This is a genomic window from Priestia sp. ST2, from assembly GCF_055810735.1.
On record NZ_JBVVNT010000016.1, the window covers coordinates 1 to 24,145 of the forward strand.

A 24,145-nucleotide genomic window follows, 5' to 3' on the forward strand; every position below is an offset into this window, starting at 1 on the left:
GTTGCTGTTTTTCTGCCCTTGAGTACTTTATTTACATCATCCGGCATCGTTACAAGTCGATCGATTGTACATGTTTTTGGTGGCAATTCATTTTGTGCTTCATAGTTATTCATTAAAAAAACTCCTTTCATTTCTTGTCTCTTATTTAATGTATCACACTTCCAATAACAAACTTCACTTGAATTTATTAGTTTGAAATTCCCTCTAATAAATCTGTTATAATTTATCCCTTTTCTTATTCGATAATCTAATAATAGAGCTTTTTCTTTAATTGCGTATTCCGATAAAATCCATTATGTTAAGTGTCACTAATTCTAAATATAATATTCAGATTTTACTATTTTTGATTTATTATTATATAAGTTGTTTAGAGGGATTTTATATTTAGGACAAATTGGAGATAGAACATGAAAAAAGTATATATTATTATTTTGGGTGCATTAGTATCAGTATTTATTATAGGTTTTACTATATGGCAACTATTTTTTAACCCGCAGCATTTACCTTCAGGTGACTATATTTCTCAAAGTACTTCACCAAATGGAAACTACACAGTAAAAGTATATCAATCAAGTGGTGGAGCAACCACAGGCTTTGCGATAAGAGGAGAAGTTACATACAATAATAAGATCTTTAACAAAACTAAAAATATTTATTGGAATTACCCTCAGGAAAAAGCTAAAGTAAAGTGGATCAATCATGATACCGTTAATATTAGTGGTCATGTACTAAATGTAAAGAAAGATACGTTTGATTTTAGATATGATACTGAATAAATGAGTCAAACATAAAAGCCTTTTAAAGGGCTTTTATGTTTTTTAATACCAATAATGTTGATTATGTTAACTTTATTTTTATATATTGTTAAGCTAAAACTAGAAAAAACTTAAATCCTATCGCAAAAAAGCGCAGGAAAATAATTGTATTTTAATTCTTGACTATTCAGTCCGAAAAGGTTATTATTTTATCCAAGAGGTGGAAATAATTTGGGAAGAAATAAAGAATTTGATACAGTACTAGTCCTTCATAAAGCGATGGAGATCTTTGGAGAAAAAGGTTTTGAAGGTACATCTCTTCAAGACTTACTTAAACATTTAGGAATTGCACGCCAAAGTTTATATGATACCTATGGTACAAAGAAAGATCTTTTTTACTTGGCTGTTAAACATTATGTTGATGAAAAAAATGCGCTCGTGATTAAACACCTTGATAACTCTCCTTCTGTAAAGGAAGCCATTCATGAAATATTTCAAGAAGGTATAAATGCTCTTCAAGATCCTGAACGAGCAAAAATGTGTTATATCATTAACAGTGCAGTTGAACAGATGCCACATAACGAAGAGATTGCCCGGTATTTTCATCAGAAAAACCAGGAACTTGAAACAGCTTTTTATCGAGCGCTTGTGCGTGCTAAAAACCAAAATGAATTAAAAGACCATCACAAAGATCTTTTAAGCCTTGCTCGTTATTTAAATCAAGCGAGATTGTCTCTTACCTTTGTAGCTAAATTAACGCCAGATCTTAGATCGCTCCAAGATGTGGTTCGTATTAGTCTCTCAATTATTGATTAAGTAAGAAATTTTTTAAACTTAGTAAATTTTATAGGCAAGGAAATAATAGAACTTTGCCTATAAAATAATATTTTTTTATACTTTTCGGACTGTTCAGTCCAAAAAAGTAGCAAATGTAGTACAAAAATTTCAAATAAAATAATAAACGAGGTGTCTACTATGACTAATAATTCAAATGTAACTAGTACCAATAAGAGAGATGCTGAACAAATTCTTGAGCAGTTTTTAACATTTATGTTGGAAAAAGATATGGATAAATGGATTTCTCTATGGGATGAACATGCTGTCTTTGAATTTCCTTTTGCCCTTCCAGACTTTCCAGAGAAAATAGAGGGTAAAGCAAATATCTATGAGTATATAAAAGATTTCCCTGAAAAAATTAATTTATTTAGGTTTACTCCCCCTCAAATTCATCACATTTTAAACTCAAATATCTTAATTGCTGAGTTTAAATGTGAAGGCCAGGTTGTTCATACTGGATTGCCTTATAAGCAAACTTATATTAGCGTAATTGAAATAAATAACGGAAAAATTAGTCACTACAAAGATTATTGGAACCCCTTAGTAGCAATAGAATCTTTCGGAGGAAATAAGATCGATTTTCTGAACAATTCACATACTCTTAACCAGTAAAAAAATATTTGTATTATAAGAAAAAAGGAGAGATTTACATGAACATACAAAACCAAATACTAATAACAGGTGGAACAGGTACAACTGGAAGTCGCATTGCAAAAAAACTAATAGAATGTGGTTATAAACCTCGGATAGCAAGTCGCAAAAATACTTTGGGAACTGAAGTAGACCACGTGTATTTTGATTGGTATGATGAGGCAACACATAACCTTGCACTAGAAAATATAAAGAAATTGTACCTTGTAGCACCTGTAGGTGTAATGGATCCATCTCCTATCGTCTTACCGTTTATAGAACTAGCCTTAAAAAAGGGTGTAAAAAGGATTGTTTTGCTAAGCTCTTCGTTGATTAATGAAGGAGGTCCTGTATTTGGAAAGATCCATCAAGCTGTAAGAGAAAAAGCTCCGGAGTGGGCTGTGCTACAACCATCCTACTTTATGCAAAATTTTATTGGTATTCAACACGGCTATACTATTAAAGAAAATAAAGAAATTGTTACAGCTACAGAAGATGGAAAAGTAGGTTTTGTAGATGCAGATGATATTGCTGAAGTTGGAGTACATGCACTGATTGACGAGATTCCTCACAATACTAATCATCTTATTACAGGTCCAGAGGCATTAAGTTATACTGAAGCAGCAAGCATTATTGGTTCTGTAATAAGAGAATCGATCCATCATGTTCCTATTTCCACTTCTATTTTAAAAGATAGAATGGTCGAAGTTGGAATGAGCAAAGAATATGCTGAATTTATGGTAGGGTTAGATAAAGCAATTCAAAAAGGTGCAGAGAATCGTACTGCTGACACTGTAGAGCGTATAACCGGTAGAAAGCCACGTTCATTAATTGAATTTGCGACTATAAACGCTCATTTCTGGAAGCAGAGATAATGATTAAATGAATAAAGTTTAGTTTTCTAGACTCAATAGTCTTTCATATATATATATTGGACTAATCAGTCTGGAAAATAAGATATAAATGAAAATAAAACAATTAGAAAATCATTTAACACTAAGCTGTATCTTTTTGTTGATTGATAATATAAACTAACGATAATCCGTTTTATGGTAACTAGGTTTTTATATGGTGTACATAGAAATCTATGTTTTCAGATGTACGTGTATCTTTTTTTCTTAATCAACTAACGCTGCAGGATAACCCAATGAATTTGTTGTATAGATACGTAGTGAGAGTTATGACTAAATCAAACATGATTTCTTTTTTTATGTAACTGTGATTTGTTAAAGTCTAACTAAAATTTTAAAAGAGGTGTTTTCAATGGTTTTAGGAATTTATCCTTATTTAGTTATGAACGGTAATGGACAAGAAGCTGTTAAATTTTACGAAAAAGCATTGGATGCCAAAGTTATTGGAGTTCAAACGTTCGGAGAAATGCCCGGAAATCCAGAATTCCCTACTCCTATAGAAGCAATAGACCGTGTAATGAATGCGCACTTAAAAGTGGGTGATAATGATTTGATGCTTTCTGACACATTCCCAGGTCAACCATACCAAATTGGATCACAAGTAACGGTAGCTATCGCCATAGACAGTATAGAAAAATCAAAAGAAGTGTTCGAAAAACTAAAAGAAGGTGGTCAAGTAGGAATGCCACTTCAAGAAACTTTTTGGAGCCCATCATATGGACAAGTAACAGATAAATTCGGTGTTACTTGGCAAATTTCCACACAAGCTACTGATAATGAGTAATTAATAAAAAGCTGGTATTTTTATTATTTCAAGAGTTCTTCTCGTTTAAGCTTTTCTTGGCTGAGTTCCGGAATGTGTTTTATGTTAACCAAGGATATGCATCACATACATCAAAAAAAAGAAAAACCCACCTGATTTGTCAGAGGTGGGCTTTTCTTTTAGCTAAATATTAAGGGTGTAATTGCTTGTTACTTACATATCATTTAATATTTTTGTAGATATTTATTATAACCTATCAAATCGTTTTGAGAAAGCAAAAAATGAAAACGGTTACTTTATATTAAAACTAAAAGGTTTCTTTTCTATTTCATACCGATAAAATCCATTATGAGAACTGAACATGTATAAAATATAAGGACACAGACAGTAAGATAATACAGAATAGAACACATGTATAAAGTCAGGAAGTGTCTGTTGTTTCCATTAATATTAATGAGTATTCCTTTAAAAAGTTATAGAAAAAAAACGCCCCTCATTTGGGGCGTACTCTATTATCATTATAAAACATAACCTAAAAACAGTCTACAATTTCATTTTTTTTTAGGTTATAGTTTGATTACTGAATTCAGTAAGACCCATGGGTACATTTAAAATTGAAAGGAAAATTTCTATGATACACAAACATGTTCCTGTTTTAATAGTAGGTGGAGGTCTTAGTGGACTTACCTCTGCTCTATTTTTGGCACGCCATAACGTTGATTATTTACTAATTGAAAAACACACTGGTACAGCTATCCATCCAAAAGCTGGAGGGATTACATTTCGTACGATGGAAATATTTCGACAACTTGGATTAGAGGCAGCTATCCGGACTGCTAGCGAACCATTAGATAATATTCGTGGAAGGATTGCTGTAGAGACAATCAAAAGCATAGACCCTGAGAAATTAGAAACGGCGGAGAACTCCCAAAAAGCTCTTGAGAAAGAGAGAATAGAAAATTTTGAAAAGGTGAGCCCTTCAAAGCCAGCATCTTGTTATCAAACTGAACTAGAACCTATCCTTCTTCAAACTGCTAAAGAAGGAAAAGGGCATATACGCTATAATACTGAACTTATAAAGTATCAACAAGACGATTTAGGAGTAACAGCCACTATTATAAATCGAGAGACAGGAACGAAAGAAAAAATTCGAAGTGATTATTTAGTTGCAGCAGACGGTGCTAAAAGCACAATTCGTCAATATACAAAAATTCCAACTACAGGAAGAGGAGTCATCGGCGGACATTATATTAACATCTATTTTCAGGCTGATCTAAGTCGCTTTCTAAAACCTAGCCAGTTTGGCTGGATTCAAATCCTAAACCCAGAAGTATTTGGCGCGCTCATCACCGTTAACAATCGTGATGAATGGATTTACCACGTGGCCTATAATCCCTCAAATGGAGAAAGTCCAGAAGATTTTTCTGAAGAGCGATGCTGTGAGATTATAAAAAAAGCTATAGGAGTTTCAAATCTTGATATTGTCATCTTCAGTATTTTACCGTGGGCAGCTGCAGAACAGACAGCTACTCGTTTTCAAGACAATCGAGTCTTTCTAATTGGCGACGCAGCTCATCTTATGCCACCTACCGGAGGATTTGGTTCGAATACAGGTATTCAGGATGCTCATAATTTAGCTTGGAAGCTGGCTGCAGTGATACACAAACAAGCTCATCCACGATTGCTCCAAACTTATCATGATGAGAGACACTATGCTGTAGAATTAACAACAAAATATGCCAGTGATTTGTTATTTAGTGTTATAAAGAAAGGTGTAAGCACCCTCAATAGTATGGACCATACTGCAGTTACTGTAGGGTATAAATATAACTCAACAGCAATTATTGAGGAAAACTCCGATACACCACATAGAATGGATCAATTAGAACTAAACGGAAGACCAGGTACTCGTGCTCCACATATGTGGTTGAAGTACCAAGGTAAGCGTATATCTACCTTAGATCTAATAGGTGAAAATTTCATCTTATTTACGGGAAAAGATAATAGCCTTTGGCGCACTGCTGCCCGGAATGTATCTTCTCACTTAGGTGTTCCTATTAATGTTTATAGTATCAGTTTACAAGGAGATTGTGTTGAGTGTGAGAATAGCTGGGAAGCAGTGTACGATGTTACCTCTCAAGGAGCTGTATTGATAAGACCAGACGGTTTTGTAGCATGGCGTACAAAAGAGGAGGAATCAAATCCTCATCTAATTCTTAAGAAGGTCATGAATAGCATACTATCGTAAATAAACTGATACGCATGCTTCTGACTTAAAATTAGTTAAAAATTAAATAATATAACATCTTAAAAGGCATACGTGTTAAAACGTATGCCTTTTGAGTGAGTTTTCATAAAAATCACAAAGTATCAATATCAGATATTGCAGACAGATAACATGTTCTACCTCTTCCCTTTTAAGCAATTGTTATATTAACTATGAATTAACATTAAATTTAAAAACACTTAACTTTATTATACTTTTAATAAAATATATTAAATCAAAAATAAGAAAATAAAACCATTTATATATAGAAGTAAATGTATAAACTACATTATTAAAATAATAGTTTTATTAGTTACTCTTACTGACGACAAATAGATCATTTTTCTCCAATATAAGTAATATACAAAAATCTTTTTAAGAAAATACTTTAAACATTACTCAAGAATAGTGGATGTTTATGTGCAAATTAATAACTTGCAAAATAGATATTTTTTATATTCCCAATAAATTTTATATTCAAAAAATTTTGTTGACAAATCGATTAGATAGATATAATATTGCATGTAATCAAATAATAATAAGCAAAGATTGGAAATATTAGAAGGATATATAAACTTGTCAGAGAGCCGGTGGTTGGTGAGAATCGGTAGTTATTACCTTTGAACTCATCCAAGAGCTACTCCCTGAACATTATAAGTAGGGGATGTCGGTTTTCTACCGTTATGAAGATAGGTGGTGATAGCTGCCGAAAATGAGTGGGTTAATTATGTAATGATTAATCAATTAGAGTGGTACCGCGAGCAACGCCTCGTCTCTATATTTTTATAGAGGCGGGGCTTTTTTTATACATTAATATGACAAAGGAGTGTTTCCGAAATGACGAGAAAAATTTGGATGTTTGATACGACTTTAAGAGATGGCGAGCAAGTTCCAGGGGCTAAGCTGAATCTGTATGAAAAACTAGAAGTAGCGCAGCAACTAAAGAAGATGAAAGTTGATATTATCGAAGCTGGTTTTCCTTCGTCTTCAGCTGGTGATTTTAATGCTGTGAAAGAAATTGCTATGAAAATAGGAAATACAGAAGACATGATCATCACAGCGTTAGCAAGAGCAGTAAAGGCTGATATTGATGCTGTTTATAATATTATAATAGTGTGAAATATGCTAAAAAACCGTTAATCCATATAGTTTTAGGCGCTTCAGACATTCATGTGGAAAAGAAGTTTGGGAAATCGAAAAGTCAAATTTTAGATCTCGGCGTTGATGCAGTAAAATATGCAAAAACATTTTTACCAGATGTACAATATTCAACGGAGGATGCGTCTCGCTCCGATTTTGAATATTTATGGGCAACGATTGAAGCCGTTGTAAAGGCAGGGGCTACCATTATTAATGTACCCGATACAGTTGGCTATGCCGAGCCGGAAGAGTTTGGTGAACTAATCTTTAAAATAAATGATCGCTTGAAAAATTTGAATGATAAAGTGCTTTTAAGTGTCCATTGTCATAATGATCTTGGTATGGCAACAGCGAATACGTTAGCTGCAATAAAAAATGGGGCAGATAAGGTTGAATGTACGATAAATGGCATTGGTGAACGTGCAGGTAATGCTGCACTAGAAGAGGTTGTTATGGCAATTAATACGCGTTCATCAGTTTATAACGCGTACACAAATATTAATACAAAAGAAATCATGAATACATCTAGGTTGGTAAGTAGTTTAATGGGACTTGAAGTACAAGTAAATAAAGCCATTACAGGTGATAATGCTTTTGCTCATTCTTCAGGTATACACCAAGACGGTTTATTAAAAGCAAGAGATGCTTACGAAATCATTAGTCCAATTGAAGTTGGTTTAGATGATATGGAACTTGTTTTAACCGCCCGTTCTGGACGTCATGCGGTAAAAAACGCGCTTGAGTCATTAGGTTTTAATGAGATGACTAATATACAATTTGAAGGGGTATTTGAAGATTTTCTTGAATTGGCAGATGCAAAAAAGGAAGTATATAATCATGATTTATATGTCATCGTTGAGAACTATTATACAAAAAATGATATTCATAATCAGGATATGACGCATTATAGCGATCACTTTTATGAACTAATGGACCTGCAAGTGATTAGTAATACAAATTTCCCGTCTGCAAGTGTGAAGATTAAAAAGGGCGATCAAATATTGAAAAACAGTGCAGTCGGGTCTGGCCCGATTGATGCTTTGTATTCTGCTATTACAGAAATTAGTGATTTAGATATTAAATTGATTGAATATAATATTAGCAGTGTATCAAGAGGTAAGGAAGCATTAGGGAAAGTGAAGATTCAAGTGGAATACAGAGGAGAAAAGTATGTTGCCAAAGCAACAGATACGGATATTATGAAAGCAAGTGCATTTGCGTATATCAATGCTGTAAACAGTATTGTGGTTGATACTTTACTTCCGATTGAATAGATAAAAGGTAATATTTAAGGGAATGTGCTTAGTTTGTTTGGGTAATTACTTCGGTCGACTTACATCGTTAACAGAAGGAGAAAAGGGATTAAATTATTGGTTAGATAGTTTTGCAGATGATTTTTCCTGAGTTTCTAAGTGGAAAAATAAAATAAATACCAATCTATATAAAGATGGTATATGGGTAGCTGAATATAAACGAATTCGAATTGTCGCCTTTAAGAAAAAGTAGGGATTTATTAATTAGGAGGTCTACCATATGGAAGGGAATATTGCCCGCAATCGGGCTGAATTAGCAGGGAAGTTAACAAACGTATTAGATTCCCGGTCACTAACATACTCCCATAAAAGGCTTGCAAGTATACTTAAGGAAGGTATGAAGGTTCTTGATTTAGGATGTGGAACAGGAGCAATTACACGTGGAATAGCAGAATCATTAGGTCCAAAGGGGTGGGTCGTAGGAATCGATAGCAATCCCAATCTAATCGAAAAAGCTCGTCAAAATCATGGTAAAACTCCAGGATTAACTTTTGAAACAGGTGATATCTTTAATCTTACCTATGAAGGAGAATTTGATATTGTTACCTGTGCTAGGGTGTTAATATGGCTGTCCGACCCTTTGAAAGCATTGCAAATGATGAAATCTGCTGCCAAAATTGGTGGTCGTATTTTGGTCGTAGACTATAATCATGAAAAGATATCATGGGAACCGGCCCCTCCTTCAAGTATGACTTCTTTCTATTCTACATATTTGAAATGGCGTTCTGACGCAGGTATGAATAATGCAATTGCTGATGACCTTACTAATATGTTTCGGGAAATTGGTATTCAAGACATCATTATAACCCCTCAACACGAGGTATCTAACCGAACAGATTCTAATTTTAATACAAATATTGGAATATGGGCAGATACTGCTTCAAGTAGAGGAATTCAAATGGAAAGGGATGGGTATATTACTGAAATAGAATATATAACGGCGGAAAAAGAATATCGCGAATGGATGACTAAAGAGGCTCAATCTTTAACAATGTATATGTTAGCTGTAGAGGGTGTAAGAACTTTGTAAATGTATCTCTCATAAAACCTCCAATTTATATTAATAGATTGGAGGTTTTAGCTACCTATAAAATCTATTTCTCGGAAATAATATACGAAAATGATCTTTATGGAAAAATAAATAAGTACCTTGATAAAATAGGAGTACTTTTACGTATTTATTTCTTCTTTACCCTAAAGTAATTCTTTCTTTAACTTGTCAAAATCTCTTTTAGCTACTTTTTCAATCTTATCAAATAATTCATCACCTTTGATTAATCCTTTTTCTTCTAGTATTTCTTCTAAAGCTTTAAATCTTACTCTAGATAAAACAACCTCATTTACGGCATTAACCATCAACTTCTGATCTTTTGTAAGTTCTTTTTCTTTGGCTGGTTCTTGTTGTAACTTAATTCTAAATACGATTTTTGTGTCATCTGTTATCTCTGCTGCTTGATAAAAAGTACTGTGTGAAATATTTTTCATTTTAAGTTTCTCATTTGTATCAACAATAGTAAGTTCAAAATCGGGGCTCTCGAAAAATAAGTCATATAAGTTATAATCTTTTTTTCCTATAATCGAAAACGCAAAACCAATCTTTTTTAGCTGCTCACCTGTAGTGGAATGTGTAATTGTTTTTTCTTCGAAATTTTCAACGTTAAATTCAACATTATTGATAATTAATTGTTTCAATTCAACCACCTCTTTATCTATATGAATACGACGAGTCTTAAAAGATTCCCTGTTTTCTCAAAATAAAAAAGGAAACTGATGAATCAGTATCCTTAAAGAATTATTTAGAAAACCTTGCGCTTGGTAGGATAATTAATGAAGGTTGGTTGTAACGTCATATTCAAAGAAAAAAATTATACTGTTTTGTGGTTATATAACAATGGTACATATGAAATCAAGGAATAAGATTCATTAGGAAAAGTTAAATTAGTATCAGTTTCTAATTTTAAAGTGCTTAAAAAAACATCAGTTTTTTCTAATCCGATGTTTTTTAAGTATTTATACATTTAGTTTAAAGCGTTAGAAAAGATAGATTTTCACGAATGAGTTGTTAACTTTCGTAAATTTTGAAGGGTAACAAAACCTGCTTTAGTTCCATTACCAACTAGAACTAAAGCAGTACATACTCCAAATGTTGCTAGATTCGAATGAGCAATCAACTGGGCAGAACAAAAACGAATATTACTTCTTGCAAGCTCAACGGCTTTTACCTCATATTTAAAATCACTACCTTTACGATTACCATACGAGTGTCTCGTTCTAGGTAGATCTCCTCCGTAATCTAAAAACATGTTAGTTGAACTAGAATAAGATTTCATATGCAAATTTATAAGCTTGTCCAAATCTTGACTACACTTAATTGTTTTTTTATCTAAAAGTCCATAATTATTACCTAGATCAATTAATTCTTTCCTTTTTTTTGCAATACACTTTCGTAAGTCCTTTATTTGACCTACTGAATTGATTACCATTGACATAGCTTTTTCTCACCTCATCGCAATTTTTCAGTTTCTAGGAAATTTAGTAGGTCTATAATAAAAAGATAGAGCCAATAAAAAATATTATGAGCAATATAAGATAGAATGAAAACGGTTTCTACAAAAGATATCAAAAAATTACAAGAAAATACAAAAATTATAGACATTAATGAGCTATCCCATTCGAAAAAGTATACTTTTTCGAATGGGATAGCTGTTTTTCAAGTCATTTTTTCACAGTCTAAAAGGTGTACTTTTTGGGACTATCTATATTGGACAACCTTAATCATAAATTAACTATACATAGTTAAGGGGATTCTGGTGCATAAGTGTTGAAGTGTTGTTACTGAGAAGCTACCAGAAGAAAATATCCTTTATTTCGCGGGTCATTGTCCATTCATTGCAATTCTGAGCGTTTCTCATAATACTGTTTTTAGTGAAGGAGTTGAGAAGATTGAAAAAAATCATATACTGGATTATTTTTATTTTGTTGATTTTAGCTTATGTGACTGACGTAGAAAACATTGACTTAAAGGATTTATTCTCTTCATCACAAGAGAGTAACACATCCTATGATAGATAAAGTGATTTATTTTCCGACTGATAAATACTCTAAAACTGCAGCACATATTGAACATACCATTAATAAAGGTAAGTCAGCTATTTGTACAATTAATCCTTATGGGGCAGAAGAGAACAGAAGCCAATCTTTAAAGAGGCTTCCTACTAAGTAAGGTTATGATAGAGATGAATTTTCAATGACATTTTGTGATGAAGGAGGAACAGGTGCAGAAATTGAGTATGGTAATCCTGCTGATAATCGGAGCGCAGGTTCTTTGATATCTTATCAAGTCGATCAATTGCCGAGTGGAACAAAGGTTTTAATTCAGATAAAATAAAAAGAACAGGTATTGTAAGGGAATTAGACAAATTGGGATGTGTGAAAATTCAATATGAATTATGTAAAGCTTTTGGGATAGAAAATAATACAACACATTTAAAGCTACTTGTTACGGGAGGGTTTGTACAGGTACAGGAGAAATTAAATGATCAAACATTCTTATTCTCGAAGAAGAATTGAAAAGAAGGGCTCTACCCTTCATTACTAAAACAGATAGGAGTAATTAATTCAGAATTACGCTTCTATCTGTTTTTCCTTTTTTACAACCCACATCAGGAATTCCTTTTCTTGATTAGTTAGCTTTCTATTTAAGGATTGTTCAAACTGTAAAACTAACTCTATAAAGCGCTGCATGTTATCCATTTATGCTATAACTCAACTCCTTGAGTTTATCTTTAAGTATAGAATAAGGTTAAGTTTTTTATTTTGTCAAATTTTGTTGTGTCTTAATACTATAATTTATGAAGATGCATAAAGAAGCCATTATAAAGATATTTCAACTAGACGATTAGCTCTTTTCTTTGGATGTTATATTGAGGTTAATTATGAGAAGGAATGGAAGAGATATAAGCGTGAATTAACTTTTGTAGATCAAGTAATCTGGACCATCAAAGATTTATTTTGGAAATGAAACATGTTGATTTAAAGTAAATAGAGATTAATGGAATCTCATCATAAAACATACATACATAGATAGAACTGAATTAGATAAAAAGAGAGTAAACCATCTTTTTTATTTGTTTGCTCTGGGAGAAAGTCTTAATCATAGATAGGTGGTTCTGAGGCAAAAGTACTAAAATGTTGAAAAAGCACCCCTGAACGGGTGCTGTGAATTAAAGTAGTTCATCGTTCTGGTTTTTTAGGTACTTGCTTTCTAACTCTAATTGTTTCATTCGTCGTTGCAATCCTAAGTTCTCTAAGTCCTGTTCTAATTCAGAAGATAAATCAGTTTGTTCTTTAGCATTCTCCATTTGTTCTCTAGTAGTTGCCAACCTCTTTTGTTCTTTTGAATTCATATTAACAGCCCCTTTCTTATGACTTGCTAGATTCGACATAGCAGATGAAATATCCTGTAAAAAGCCATTTACCTAGAAATGCAACAGCAGCACAATACAAAAAAACATCCGTTTAGATAGGATGTTTTTATTCTACTCTTATTTCATTTTCATCTTTATAGCCTGCTCCTGGCGAGCTTCAATTTTTTCTTCAATCTTTTCCATGACCTTTTTATCTTCTAGTATTTTATGTCTGTTTTCATTGACTAGGTTTTGAAAAGAGGGTTTTAACTTTCTCATAGTGGCACTTCTTTCTTACTGTTTAATTTAGTCCGTATACAAGTATGATTATAACGGTTAAATGGAAAAAAGCAATTATTTGCTATCAATATCCCTATGTGTTAAACTATATTTAACTTGTTTTTGTTCGGTATAAGATTGAGAGAAGAAAAAATCTTAAACAGAAGTTTTTATCTTGAAATAGTATGATTGAGCAAGAGAGGTAATACATTTGTGGAGCATTCCACAGCAGGAGGCAACATTATGACACAAGGTACAGTAAAATGGTTTAATGCAGACAAAGGTTTCGGTTTCATTGAAATCGAAGGCGGAGACGATGTATTCGTTCATTTCAGTGCTATTCAAGGTGAAGGTTTCAAATCATTAGAAGAAGGTCAAAAAGTTACTTTTGATATCGAGCAAGGTCAACGTGGAGCACAAGCTGCTAACGTTCACAAAGCATAATTAAAAGTGATAACAAAAAGGACTCCTTATGAAGGAGTCCTTTTTTTATGGTCTTATAATTAAAAAACCATGATTTATCTACTATTAGTTCAATAGAAAACCCAGGCTTTAAAAAAAGCCTGGGTTTTAGACAAGACGATCGATACAAGGTATAACTAGTTATAACATACATTAGAAATAGAAAGCAAATGCAAATAAATTAACTATATTTTCAATTAAATAATATAGTAGTAATTTTTAATCTATGTGATAGCGTTGGTATAAATTATCTTCGATGAGGATTAAGGGGGATTTTATTAATAAGTCGTTCTCCAGCTTTCATATAATTTCCACACAAAGGGCATTTTTGGTGATTGTCGTAAGAGAAATCCTTTCTCATCCAGCCCTTACAATCTTCTACTGTACATTCCCAAACCTCTGTTTGTTCTTGGGCTAAAGGTTCTTGATTTCTTTTGCCGTAATAATACATACTAACATCACTATTCCTCTTACTATAGTATACCTTATAAAGGAGTAATGAATCATTTATATGCATTGGTAGTTTTTACAGCTTTATTTTTATAAATTCAAGAATCAAAATATGTATTAAGTATATCTTGTCCCCATAGAAAAAACACCTCCAAGTGATTGTTAGGTCGTATATACCCGTTTTTTAACTTAAAGGTGTTTCTTATTTGTCTCACTATTAGGGGTCAGTCCCTCTTCTGCGACAAGGCTTCTTTTTTGTGATGTTTACTGGAAAGAGGTATTATGTTAACTATAATTGTATATCTTATACACCTTAAAAACAGAAAAAACTACCTTATGTGAGTAAGATAGTTCTTCTGGTGAATGCTCTAAATAGATGTATTTGACACCTTATAGTGTCTTGGGTAGTTTGCTCACGATATTTGATATTATTCAAGGTAGACAAGTTAAATATAACAAAAGGAATAGGCGGAATATTTTAATAATTACTTTACTTTGTAATCGTTTTCATATATACTAAGGATAGGTTGGATGGCATGAGTGGCTGTCATAGTATTTAGCGTAGGTGGGGCTGATACGAGGGAACAGGGCATAGAAGAAATGTCCTTTTTTATTTTTGTACAAAAAAAATATTCGATTATCTATGTCAGAAATCATAACAAAGTTATAGTTTTTTTATATCAATTTTTAGTAGTATAAAGATAGTTGATTGAAGATTCTGAAGAAATCTTTTTTGTATAAAGACAGCGTTCAATTGATTGAGCGCTGTCTTTGTGCGGTTTCCTATAAAATCCATTATGGTAACTAGACTTGTATATATTCTAAAAAAAAATTAGGCTTTTTCACTGTGTTTATCTTTTGTACCAAAGTAATTTGTCCCAATAACTCCTGTAATAATGATAATTGCCCCAACTAGATGATAAAGGTGAAATTGTTCTTTTAAAAAAATTACTCCTGCTAAGATTGTAATGAGTGTAGCAAAATTACTGAAGACACTCATTTTAGATGCTTCTATTTTTGATAAGGCGTAATTAGAAAGATAGGACGTGACTAAAGATGATAATAAACCTAGATAGACAATTGCAATCACAAAATCCAGGTGAACAAAAGGCTGGATAAATTGATGGATAGTGTTATTCATTAGATGATTTGTCAATGCCAAACCATTAAATGTAATAAAACCAAATAAAGTCATTATATATGTGATGGTGAATAAGGAATATCGTTGAGTTAAATTTCTAGCACATACATTGTATAGAGACGATACAAGTGCGGAAATTAAAATCAAACCACTTCCTAGTAGACTAGGATTTTTATTTCCTATATCGTTCATATACATAATATATATCACACCTACTACCGAGAAAATAATAGCTATCTTTTGACCAGATGTAGATGTTTCTTTTAAAAATATGCTCGCAAAGATTAATGTGAAAATTGGGGTTGTTGCTTGAATGATTCCAGCTTCAGATGATGATATGTTCACTAGTCCAAATACCTGAAAAGCAAAAAAGAGAGTGGGGTATAAAATAGCTAACAAGGCAATAATCCCTATATCCTTTTTGGTTACTTTTAATGATTTTTTCGTTAATACTTTTAAGATTGTAACCCCTATAAAAGCAATAGTAAATCGATGTGCTAATGCATCAAAAGGTGTAGCAATAATTAATGCAACTTTGACAAACATAAATGATAATCCGATAATAATGGCATAAGTAAGTGCTGCTATATATGCTTTTTTCTTTTCAGCCATATGAATGACCCCCTTTAGATTTACCCGGCCGGTTATCATTATAGTAAGAGAAACTAACAGTATCTACGATATAAAAAATACACATCTGTATCGGTACAGATGTGTATTTGGAGGAATACTATGCTTAAATATGAAACAATTTATCAATCCCTACTTCAAAAGATACAGTCTGGAGACTTTCCAGCAGGGGCAAAATTACCCTCAATTAGAGGCTTATCGCAACAATATATTTGTAATAAAAGTACAATATTAGCTGCCTTAAAACGATTAGAAGAGCAACATATTATTTATTCCATTCCAAAGAGTGGTTATTACGTCGTGGAACATCAGGTCTTCGAAGTACCAACATTTACTGAAGGCATTGATTTTGCAACATCATCTCCAACGTGGCATGCATTTCCTTATAAAGACTTTCAACAGTGTATTAATAAAGCGATTGATACATATCAAGAAGAATTGTTTCGTTATGGAACACCAAAAGGTTTATCTTTATTAATTACAGAAGCTAAAAAACTCTTAGAATCTTATCAAGTATTTGCGAAATCTGAACAGATTTTCATCACTTCAGGGGTTCAGCAGGCACTCGCTTTACTAAGCATGATGCCATTTCCAAATAATGGATCTGATATTTTAGTTGAACAACCTAGTTACCATTTGTATATGGATATGTTGAAAACATATGGAATTCGTACAATAGGGATTCCACGTACAGCACAAGGTATTGATCTAAAGCAATTAGAAAAAATATTCAATGAAGAAGAGATTAAATTTTTTTATACAATGCCACGCTTCCATAATCCTTTAGGAACGTCATATAGCAAAAAAGACAAAGAAGCTATTTTACAGTTAGCTTATAAATACAATGTGTATATTATAGAAGATGACTATTTAGCAGATTTTGAATATAACACAAAGAATGATCCTCTTTTTGCAAAGGATATTAAAGAACAGGTTATCTATTTAAAGAGCTTTTCAAAAATCATGTTTCCAGGTTTAAGAATTGGTCTAGCCGTTCTTCCTACCACTATTCTTAACACCTTTCAAAAATTTAGAACGACCATAGATATAGATAGCTCTATGATTTCACAAGCTGCACTATATCTTTATATAAAAAGCGGTATGTTTAAACATAATAAATTAAAAGTAAGTAGTATTTACCATAAACGTGCCGAAGTTCTTCATCAATCACTGCAAAATCATCTGGCTAATTACGAATCATCATCAGAAATAGTTATGCACGGTCATATTTTGCTACCTAAACAAGTAAATATGAAGTCATTTATTCATTATTTACATGAACAGCAAGTATATCTGGATTCAGTTGAAAGTAATTATCTAGCCAGCTTTCACAAAGAACGAGTTTTAAAGTTAAATGTTTCAAATGTTGAAAATCATCGAATTGAAGAGGGTGTCAAAAAAATTGCGAGTGCTTTAAAGAAAAGAGATAACTATTTTCTTTGATTTTTGATGTAGTTTAAATATCTAACACTGTTTAAGAAGAGACTTAAAAGTATTATTCTTGTAATAATGTACATTTTTCTTATGCGCCATTTGTATTTATTCCTACCGGTAATGGTGATTACGTTAACTAAACATGTATAGCATATAAGGTTAAAAACAGAAAAAACTACTGGAACGGAGGGAACCAGTAGTTTTTTCGCTGTTGATTAGTTGGGTTTTATGAGATGATGCCCCGTTTTTTCTTGAGTAGTTTGCTCAAGTTATCAATAACTTATGTATTAAAAGAAAAACCCACCTGGTTTGGGGACTGACCCCTGATTCCGAGACAGGGATCAAAACACCTTTTAAACAGCCAGTTGTCGGTATTGTACCGGTGACTAGTTGTTTAGTTTAGTTTGAATACGGATATGGTTATAATAAGTAACGTAGCTTTCGACAGTTTGTTCTACGATGGCAGTCGTAGTACATGTTAACTCGTCGAGGTAAAACGTTTCAGACTTTAGGCTGGAATGAAACGATTCAATGGAGGCATTATCTGCAGGTGTCCCTTTGCGGGACATATTCATGATGATGCCTCTTTCTTTGACTTTTCGTTGATACGCATATGATGTGTAAACCGAACCTTGGTCGCTATGCAACGTACATCCCTGAGGTAAAGAAGGGAGTTGACTTAATGTATCTAAAACAAACTCTACGTTTTGACAATCCCTCACTGAATACGCAATGATTTCGCCATTAAATAAATCTTGAATACTTGAAAGATACAACTGTTTAGGTCCAAAAGGCAAGTAGGTAATATCGGTAACCAGCTTTTGAAGAGGGCGCTCTGCTCGGAAATTACGGTTTAACACGTTTTCTGCAACCTGATAAGGTTGTCCTGTTTGTTTCCGTTTCTTCCTTTTAACTCGGCATTGCCAACCGTATTTCTGCATGACACGCTGCACTGTTTTATGGTTGATATGCATGGTTTGATTGAGTAACGCTGTAATTTTTCGATAGCCATATCGAAATTTATGTTTACGGCACTGTTCACCAACTTTTCCTTCTATCCATTTCTTCCTCTTTGTTTCTTCTCCTTGCTCATTTTTCTGCCAACGATAATAAGTTGATCGAGGAATACCCAGACACTGACAGATTTGAGAGATAGGCAGTTTCTCTTTTAATTCTTCTACTAAGTTCAATACAACTTCTGGTACCACTCCCTTTCCAACTCTTTATACTTTTTTAAGACTTCAATCTGTTGTTTTAAATATCGATTTTCAGCTTCTAACTTTGATGGAGTATCTTGAGAATGAGCCCCTTTTCGAGGGGTATATGTTTGCCCAACGGGCTGTGCCAGGCGATAGGATTCTCCATCTCTATGCCACCTCATCCATGTTTTGAGCTGTGTATAGTTGCGGATCTGTAAAGTTTCCATAACTTCTTTAATTGGTACTCCTGCCAATCTCATTTCAATTGCTTTTAATTTCACTTCTACTGGATAGCTAACTCTTCTTCCCATAGAAAAAACACCTCCAAGTTATTGTTAGGTACTACATACCCGTTTTTTACTTAAAGGTGTTTTTTTATTTGTCTCACTCTATGGGGTCAGTCCCCTATTCAAAGGTTTTTTTATGCTTTTCTAATTATTAAACGTATGCTAACTCTTTAGTGCTAGCAAAAGGAATATCAAAGTGATTAAAAACTTCTACTAAAGCTTCCGTAAGATGCTGTAGTTGTTCTTCAGAATGATTAGGAGTAACATTCACTCTAAAGCGTTCCGTCCCTACTGCTACTGTTGGTGAATTGATAGGTTGTAAATATACACCATGAATTTTTAATAATCTTTGAGCTGCTTCTTTACACTTAGATGCATCACCTATTAGAACAGGTAGAATATGTGTTTCACTGGAATCCATGATAGGAATGCCCGCCTTGTTTAAGCTTTCTCTTAAAATATTAGTTTTATTTTGTAAAGCTGTTCTCTCTACTTCAGAGTTTTTTAAATGTTCTATGCTTGTATGACAAGCAGCTACGACTGCTGGAGGTAATGAAGTTGTAAAGATAAAACCAGATGCAAAAGATCTTACAGCATCTATTAGTGAGGCTGAAGCAGTTATATAGCCGCCAATGATACCAATTGCTTTAGCCATTGTTCCTTGTATAAAATCAACTTGATCAGCGATTCCTAACTGTGCAGCAATACCTGAGCCTCGAGGTCCGTACATTCCAATAGCATGAACTTCATCCAAGAAAGTAAGCGCATTATACTTCTTGGCAAGTGCTACAATCTCCTTAATTGGTGAAATATCTCCATCCATAGAATATACAGATTCAAAAACAATAATTTTAGGTCTATCAATAGGTTGTGCAGCAAGTAATTCTTCTAAATGAACAACATCATTATGTCTAAAAATATCCTTATCAGCTGAAGTACTACGAATACCATTAATGATTGATGCATGGTTTTTTTCATCTGAAAAGATTATACAATTTGGAAGTATTCTTAATAAACATTGGATTGTTGCATCATTTGAACCGTATCCAGTAGGGAAAACTAGAGCTGCTTCTTTACTATGCCATTCAGCTAAAGATTCTTCTAACTGAGTGTATTGATAATGAGTTCCTCCAATATTTCTTGATCCTCCAGATCCAGCACCATACATTTCAATAGCATTGTGCATTGCTTCTGTTACTTTTGGATGTTGTGACATTCCTAAATAATCATTACTACACCAAACAACGACAGGTTTTCCATCTTGGGTACCGTCTAAATTTGCTAAAGGATATTGACCACTTATTCTATTAATCGTTACAAACTCACGATATTGACCACTTTTTTTTAGATCCTCTAACTTGTTTTTTACAATCATTTCGTACATATCATATAATCCCCCTGCAGAACTGTGAAAAATTTCTTTATCAAAAAATACAATAAATTCCTTGGTTATTTTTTGAATATATTCACTATAATAACAATTGGGCATTATTGTCAACTTGGATTTAAATATTAATATAATATTGAAAATTCTAATAAACTATAAAAGAGAACCTTTTTAAAGCTTTTTATTATCTGTTTTAACAGATAAATATCACTTAAATATTATATATAATATAACGTTATTTATTTTCTGATGAGATATAGGTAGAAAGGCTTTAAAAAATAGAAAATAATTAAGAGATTTATAATGTCTGTTTTTTAGTGTTGGTGAATTAAATAATTATATATTCTTATTTTGAACGACTTAATCATAAAATACAGGAAAAAACCAAATTTATATATATTACCTTTTATAGATATTATTTCTTTTTATTTGTGCTACTATTTAAGAAGTTTATTCTATAATCTTTTTTTATTGAAAAGGAGTTCAGCATATGACTAACTTTATGTACATCTTTTGCTTATTCGCTTGGGGGCTAAATTTTATTGCTGTAAAAATTCAAGGTACCCCTATTAGTCTGGAGCTTTCTTTAACGTACAGGCTTTTAATTACAGCTGTCTTATTCATAATTTTAAGCGCATGTCTACGACCTAAAGACAAACCAAAAAGAAACGATATACCCTTTATTGTTATATTTGGTATCTGTAACTTTATGTTAAGTTATCTTTGCCTTTATTATGCAACAATCTTAAGCTCAGCTGCCATGGTAACATTAATCTTTTCTTTAAAAGTCATTTTAACCCCAATTGCACTACGAGTATTTTTAAAAGAATCTTTTCATCCTCGCATTTTATTGGGAGGGATACTAGGTGTTCTAGGAGTTTGTATTTTACTGTACCCAAGTATGGGAGATATTCATAGTTTCTCAGATTTAAAAGGAATATTAATTGCTTTATTAGGTACTATAATAACGGCTATTGGAGACGCTACATCAGCTAGAAACGCTAAGAATAAAGTAAATCCTTTATATGCAAATGCTATAGGTTTTACAGTTGGAGGAATATTATTAGGTACATTTGCACTCTCTAAAGGACAAGTAATTAGCTTTCCTCATTCTATTTCCTATTGGTCTGGGTTACTTTATCTAACTCTTATTGCTTCGTTTGGTGCATGGTTATTTTACTTGAAACTGGTCGAACAAATTGGTGGTGCTAAAAGTGGTTATATGGTAGCGCTTTTCCCTGCTATAGCAGGAATTGCATCAGTAGCAATTGGTGAATCAGCTCCATCTGTTTATCTGTTAGTGGGATGTATCTTTAGTTGTTTAGGGGCTGGTATAGCTTTAGGTATAGGATCTTACATATCTAAAATAAAAGTTAAAACAAATTCAATAAATAAATAATGAGTATAGTAACATATGTTCCATCCATTTTTCTTTTTTGGATGTTATATAAACAAAAGCGCTTGGGACTCTTAGTCCAAGCGCTTTTGTTTTCTCGGTGAATATTTTGAATTTTGTATTATACGAGATATATCGTAATTGGAAATGGTGAGGTTTTGCAAGTATCAAATTTAAATTTATTTCGCATGAAAATTTAATCCGTTGACTAATGTATCATGAAAGACAAATATAGTTAAGTTGAATTTAAAGCCTCAGTAGCAAAAATGTTTCATTTGGGACACATTCTCTCAAAAGTCATTGCAAAGACTTAATTAAACCGTGTCCATGAAACTATACTAACTCCACATATCCTAATCAATATTATCAATTATTTGTTGAACAATTTTCCCGGCAGATCTCCCATTTGTATAAATTAACTCTACATCAAAATCAAATAGATTGTACGCGAAATGAATAATAAATTACTTGATTTATCCTCGTGTTATAAATATAATGTAACTTAAGTACGCGAAAGGAACACAAAAAACCTAGAAATATAATTTTCTATTTTTGTTTGATTTTATTCAATATATTTCCTCTATACAAAAAAAGGAGATTCACTATAATGAAGTTACATCTTGAAATAGAGACTGTATTCTTTAAATGTCTAGGAAATATATGTAGAGAGATTTTAAATAACATCTTTTGAAAACGGTATCATTTTATTTTAAAGAATAAACATGGGAAACAATTAAGTATTTTCAAAAATACACAAATGTCTACAGCCATTGCTACTTCATGTTTGAACAAAGGATAAGGCATGTCTCTATATGCAGGGAGGGAGGAAGGAAGAAAAAATACATCAGGTTATCATTACACATTCGAGAAGCATGAACAAGAGAAGTGAGCGTTTCTAAATTAGTATGCATGTTAGACAAAAAACTGGATGCCAAGAAAGCCAAAAAAATAAGTATATTTTTTATAGCAAAATTATGAAAACGCTTTATTTGAGGGGGAACTACTATGAAAAACGTACGATTACCATCTATGTTAGAGATCATTTGCACATTGGGATTATTTTTAGGCATTGTCTTTTCTTTTACTGTAATTTTTGACTTACCTATACAGCTAGCGTTGTTTATTTCATGGTTCCTTGTCATTTTACTTGGATTACGTTTGGGACACCGATACCAAGAATTACAAGGAGCTATTACCAGTGGCATCTCGAATGGTCTTGAAGCTATATTGATTCTCGTTTCGGTCGGTGCTCTTATTGGGACTTGGATTGCAGGAGGAGTTGTACCAACACTTATTTACTATGGGTTAGAGTTTATCCATCCAAGTATTTTTTTATTAGCCACACTCGTTATTTGCTCACTTACCTCTTTAGCTACAGGCACATCATGGGGAACTGTTGGAACTGCTGGAATTGCTATGATAGCAATCGGAGAGGGACTTGGTATTCCTCTTCCACTTGTAGCTGGTGCTGTTCTTTCTGGTGCATATTTTGGAGATAAGTTATCTCCACTATCTGACAGTACGGTGCTTGCAGCATCAATGTCGAAAGTGGATGTAATTGCACACGTACGTGCCATGTTATATTTAGATATTCCTGCATACGTTATCACGGCTATTCTTTTTACTGTCACAGGGTTTATGTATGGAGGTAAAAATACAGACTTAGAAAAAGTAGAATTTCTTAAGACTTCATTACTTAAAACCTTTGATATTCATGTTTGGATGCTGATACCTGCCGTATTTGTAATTCTTATGCTTGCATTAAAAAAACCCTCTATGCCTACGATTGTTATGGGGGCCTTTCTTGGAGTGATTTGGGCTTTTGTGTTCCAAGGCATGAATATTGCCGATGCTCTTGGTACTGCTTATGAAGGTTTCTCAATTAATACTGGGATCGACTTCATAGATACTCTCCTAAACCGGGGAGGAATCGAAGGAATGCTGGGGTCAGTGGTCGTAATTATTTTTGGGTTAGGATTTGGAGGATTGTTGGAGCATTTAGGAGTATTAAAAGTAATTGTTTCTAAGTTTCAACACCGCCTAACATCAGCAGGGAACGTGACCTTATCTACTTTAATCGTTGCTTTTTTAGCAAATGTATTTGGTTGTGCTATGTACGTTTCATTAATTTTAACCCCTAAAATTATGGCAGAAAGCTATGATAAATTACACATTGACCGAAGAGTACTGGCTCGCAACTCTGAAGTTGGTGGGACATTAACATCTGGTATGATTCCCTGGTCAGATAATGGAATTTTCATGGCGGGAATTTTAGGTATCTCTACCTTCTCCTACGTTCCATTCATGTGGTTAAGCTTTGTTTCCATCGCACTTGCTATTATTTATGGCTATACAGGGAAATTTATTTGGTATATTAAAGGTAATAGTTCTGATACTAAAAAAATTTCTTAGAAATCTAGAAATTTTGTTCCATTTGAAATGCTAGCTTCATGAGATAG

At 32.9% G+C, this 24,145-nt stretch carries 19 protein-coding genes, 1 pseudogene and 1 other annotated feature; of the genes and pseudogenes, 12 read left to right on the forward strand and 8 right to left on the reverse strand.

The features are described from left to right. Positions 1 to 407 precede the first annotated feature (407 nt). The 8 genes and pseudogenes from AC0KUU_RS29090 (at position 408) to AC0KUU_RS29125 (ending at position 9,645) form a co-directional block, all read left to right on the forward strand. Positions 408 to 776: a DUF5412 family protein gene (locus tag AC0KUU_RS29090; protein ID WP_322552715.1), complete on the forward strand. Its 369-nt coding sequence runs from the start codon at positions 408 to 410 to the stop codon at positions 774 to 776. 210 nt (positions 777 to 986) lie between these two features. Continuing rightward, positions 987 to 1,571 carry a TetR/AcrR family transcriptional regulator gene (locus AC0KUU_RS29095; RefSeq protein ID WP_322552714.1) on the forward strand — a complete coding sequence of 195 codons (585 nt, stop codon included), beginning with the start codon at positions 987 to 989 and terminating at the stop codon, positions 1,569 to 1,571. A 159-nt stretch (positions 1,572 to 1,730) separates the two neighbouring features. Further along, positions 1,731 to 2,204, forward strand: coding sequence for a nuclear transport factor 2 family protein (locus AC0KUU_RS29100; protein ID WP_322552713.1), 474 nt, complete (start codon positions 1,731 to 1,733; stop codon positions 2,202 to 2,204). A gap of 38 nt (positions 2,205 to 2,242) precedes the next feature. Next, positions 2,243 to 3,097 (forward strand): ergot alkaloid biosynthesis protein, encoded by an 855-nt coding sequence (locus tag AC0KUU_RS29105; protein WP_322552712.1) that lies wholly within the window; start codon positions 2,243 to 2,245, stop codon positions 3,095 to 3,097. Between the two features lie 388 nt (positions 3,098 to 3,485). Then, positions 3,486 to 3,917 (forward strand): VOC family protein, encoded by a 432-nt coding sequence (locus tag AC0KUU_RS29110; protein ID WP_318331331.1) that lies wholly within the window; start codon positions 3,486 to 3,488, stop codon positions 3,915 to 3,917. A 610-nt stretch (positions 3,918 to 4,527) separates the two neighbouring features. Further along, a complete protein-coding gene (locus tag AC0KUU_RS29115; protein ID WP_322552711.1) occupies positions 4,528 to 6,144 on the forward strand; it encodes an FAD-dependent monooxygenase in 1,617 nt (538 codons plus the stop codon). 554 nt (positions 6,145 to 6,698) lie between these two features. Continuing rightward, positions 6,699 to 6,942 (forward strand) — a binding site (T-box leader). 57 nt (positions 6,943 to 6,999) lie between these two features. Then, positions 7,000 to 8,576, forward strand: a pseudogene (locus AC0KUU_RS29120) (2-isopropylmalate synthase). Positions 8,577 to 8,835: 259 nt separating this feature from the next. Next, positions 8,836 to 9,645, forward strand: coding sequence for a class I SAM-dependent methyltransferase (locus AC0KUU_RS29125; protein ID WP_165574700.1), 810 nt, complete (start codon positions 8,836 to 8,838; stop codon positions 9,643 to 9,645). Positions 9,646 to 9,809: 164 nt separating this feature from the next. On the opposite strand, the gene AC0KUU_RS29130 is transcribed toward AC0KUU_RS29125, so the two are convergent. The 4 genes from AC0KUU_RS29130 to AC0KUU_RS29145 form a co-directional block, all read right to left on the reverse strand. Further along, positions 9,810 to 10,307: a hypothetical protein gene (locus tag AC0KUU_RS29130; RefSeq protein ID WP_035335339.1), complete on the reverse strand. Its 498-nt coding sequence runs from the start codon at positions 10,305 to 10,307 to the stop codon at positions 9,810 to 9,812. 356 nt (positions 10,308 to 10,663) lie between these two features. Further along, a complete protein-coding gene (locus AC0KUU_RS29135; protein ID WP_025751378.1) occupies positions 10,664 to 11,104 on the reverse strand; it encodes an aspartyl-phosphate phosphatase Spo0E family protein in 441 nt (146 codons plus the stop codon). A gap of 1,734 nt (positions 11,105 to 12,838) precedes the next feature. Further along, entirely contained in the window at positions 12,839 to 13,021 is a 183-nt protein-coding gene (locus AC0KUU_RS29140; protein ID WP_025751379.1) for a hypothetical protein, read from the reverse strand. Between the two features lie 138 nt (positions 13,022 to 13,159). Further along, complete coding sequence (locus AC0KUU_RS29145) at positions 13,160 to 13,300, reverse strand: FbpB family small basic protein (protein ID WP_080781676.1); 141 nt, start codon at positions 13,298 to 13,300, stop codon at positions 13,160 to 13,162. A 243-nt stretch (positions 13,301 to 13,543) separates the two neighbouring features. Here AC0KUU_RS29145 and AC0KUU_RS29150 point away from each other — a divergent pair, with 243 nt between their 5' ends. Beyond that, the gene (locus AC0KUU_RS29150; protein WP_013056497.1) at positions 13,544 to 13,744 is read left to right on the forward strand and encodes a cold-shock protein; all 201 of its coding nucleotides are present in this window, start codon (positions 13,544 to 13,546) and stop codon (positions 13,742 to 13,744) included. A 265-nt stretch (positions 13,745 to 14,009) separates the two neighbouring features. On the opposite strand, the gene AC0KUU_RS29155 is transcribed toward AC0KUU_RS29150, so the two are convergent. Both AC0KUU_RS29155 and AC0KUU_RS29160 read right to left on the reverse strand, forming a co-directional pair. Then, positions 14,010 to 14,213 (reverse strand): cold-shock protein, encoded by a 204-nt coding sequence (locus tag AC0KUU_RS29155; RefSeq protein ID WP_057239729.1) that lies wholly within the window; start codon positions 14,211 to 14,213, stop codon positions 14,010 to 14,012. An 831-nt stretch (positions 14,214 to 15,044) separates the two neighbouring features. Beyond that, positions 15,045 to 15,965, reverse strand: a complete 921-nt coding sequence (locus AC0KUU_RS29160; RefSeq protein WP_043980863.1) for a DMT family transporter — start codon at positions 15,963 to 15,965, stop codon at positions 15,045 to 15,047. 120 nt (positions 15,966 to 16,085) lie between these two features. Between AC0KUU_RS29160 and AC0KUU_RS29165 the strand changes: the two genes are divergently transcribed. Beyond that, on the forward strand, positions 16,086 to 17,426 hold the full coding sequence (locus tag AC0KUU_RS29165; RefSeq protein ID WP_322552709.1) for an aminotransferase-like domain-containing protein: 1,341 nt from the start codon (positions 16,086 to 16,088) through the stop codon (positions 17,424 to 17,426). Positions 17,427 to 17,803: 377 nt separating this feature from the next. On the opposite strand, the gene AC0KUU_RS29170 is transcribed toward AC0KUU_RS29165, so the two are convergent. Continuing rightward, positions 17,804 to 18,927, reverse strand: a protein-coding gene (locus AC0KUU_RS29170) for an IS3 family transposase (protein ID WP_116733221.1) whose coding sequence is annotated in 2 segments (ribosomal slippage) — positions 17,804 to 18,642 and positions 18,642 to 18,927 — 1,125 coding nt in all. Because the reading frame shifts where the segments join, the coding sequence is not laid out codon by codon here. A 127-nt stretch (positions 18,928 to 19,054) separates the two neighbouring features. Then, positions 19,055 to 20,287: a 5-aminolevulinate synthase gene (gene hemA, locus AC0KUU_RS29175; RefSeq protein ID WP_043980855.1), complete on the reverse strand. Its 1,233-nt coding sequence runs from the start codon at positions 20,285 to 20,287 to the stop codon at positions 19,055 to 19,057. Positions 20,288 to 20,780: 493 nt separating this feature from the next. Between hemA and AC0KUU_RS29180 the strand changes: the two genes are divergently transcribed. Together AC0KUU_RS29180 and nhaC are read left to right on the forward strand one after the other, a co-directional pair. Further along, the gene (locus tag AC0KUU_RS29180) at positions 20,781 to 21,689 is read left to right on the forward strand and encodes a DMT family transporter (RefSeq protein WP_043980854.1); all 909 of its coding nucleotides are present in this window, start codon (positions 20,781 to 20,783) and stop codon (positions 21,687 to 21,689) included. A gap of 1,002 nt (positions 21,690 to 22,691) precedes the next feature. After that, positions 22,692 to 24,098, forward strand: coding sequence for a Na+/H+ antiporter NhaC (gene nhaC / locus AC0KUU_RS29185; protein ID WP_043980852.1), 1,407 nt, complete (start codon positions 22,692 to 22,694; stop codon positions 24,096 to 24,098). Positions 24,099 to 24,145: the final 47 nt, after the last annotated feature.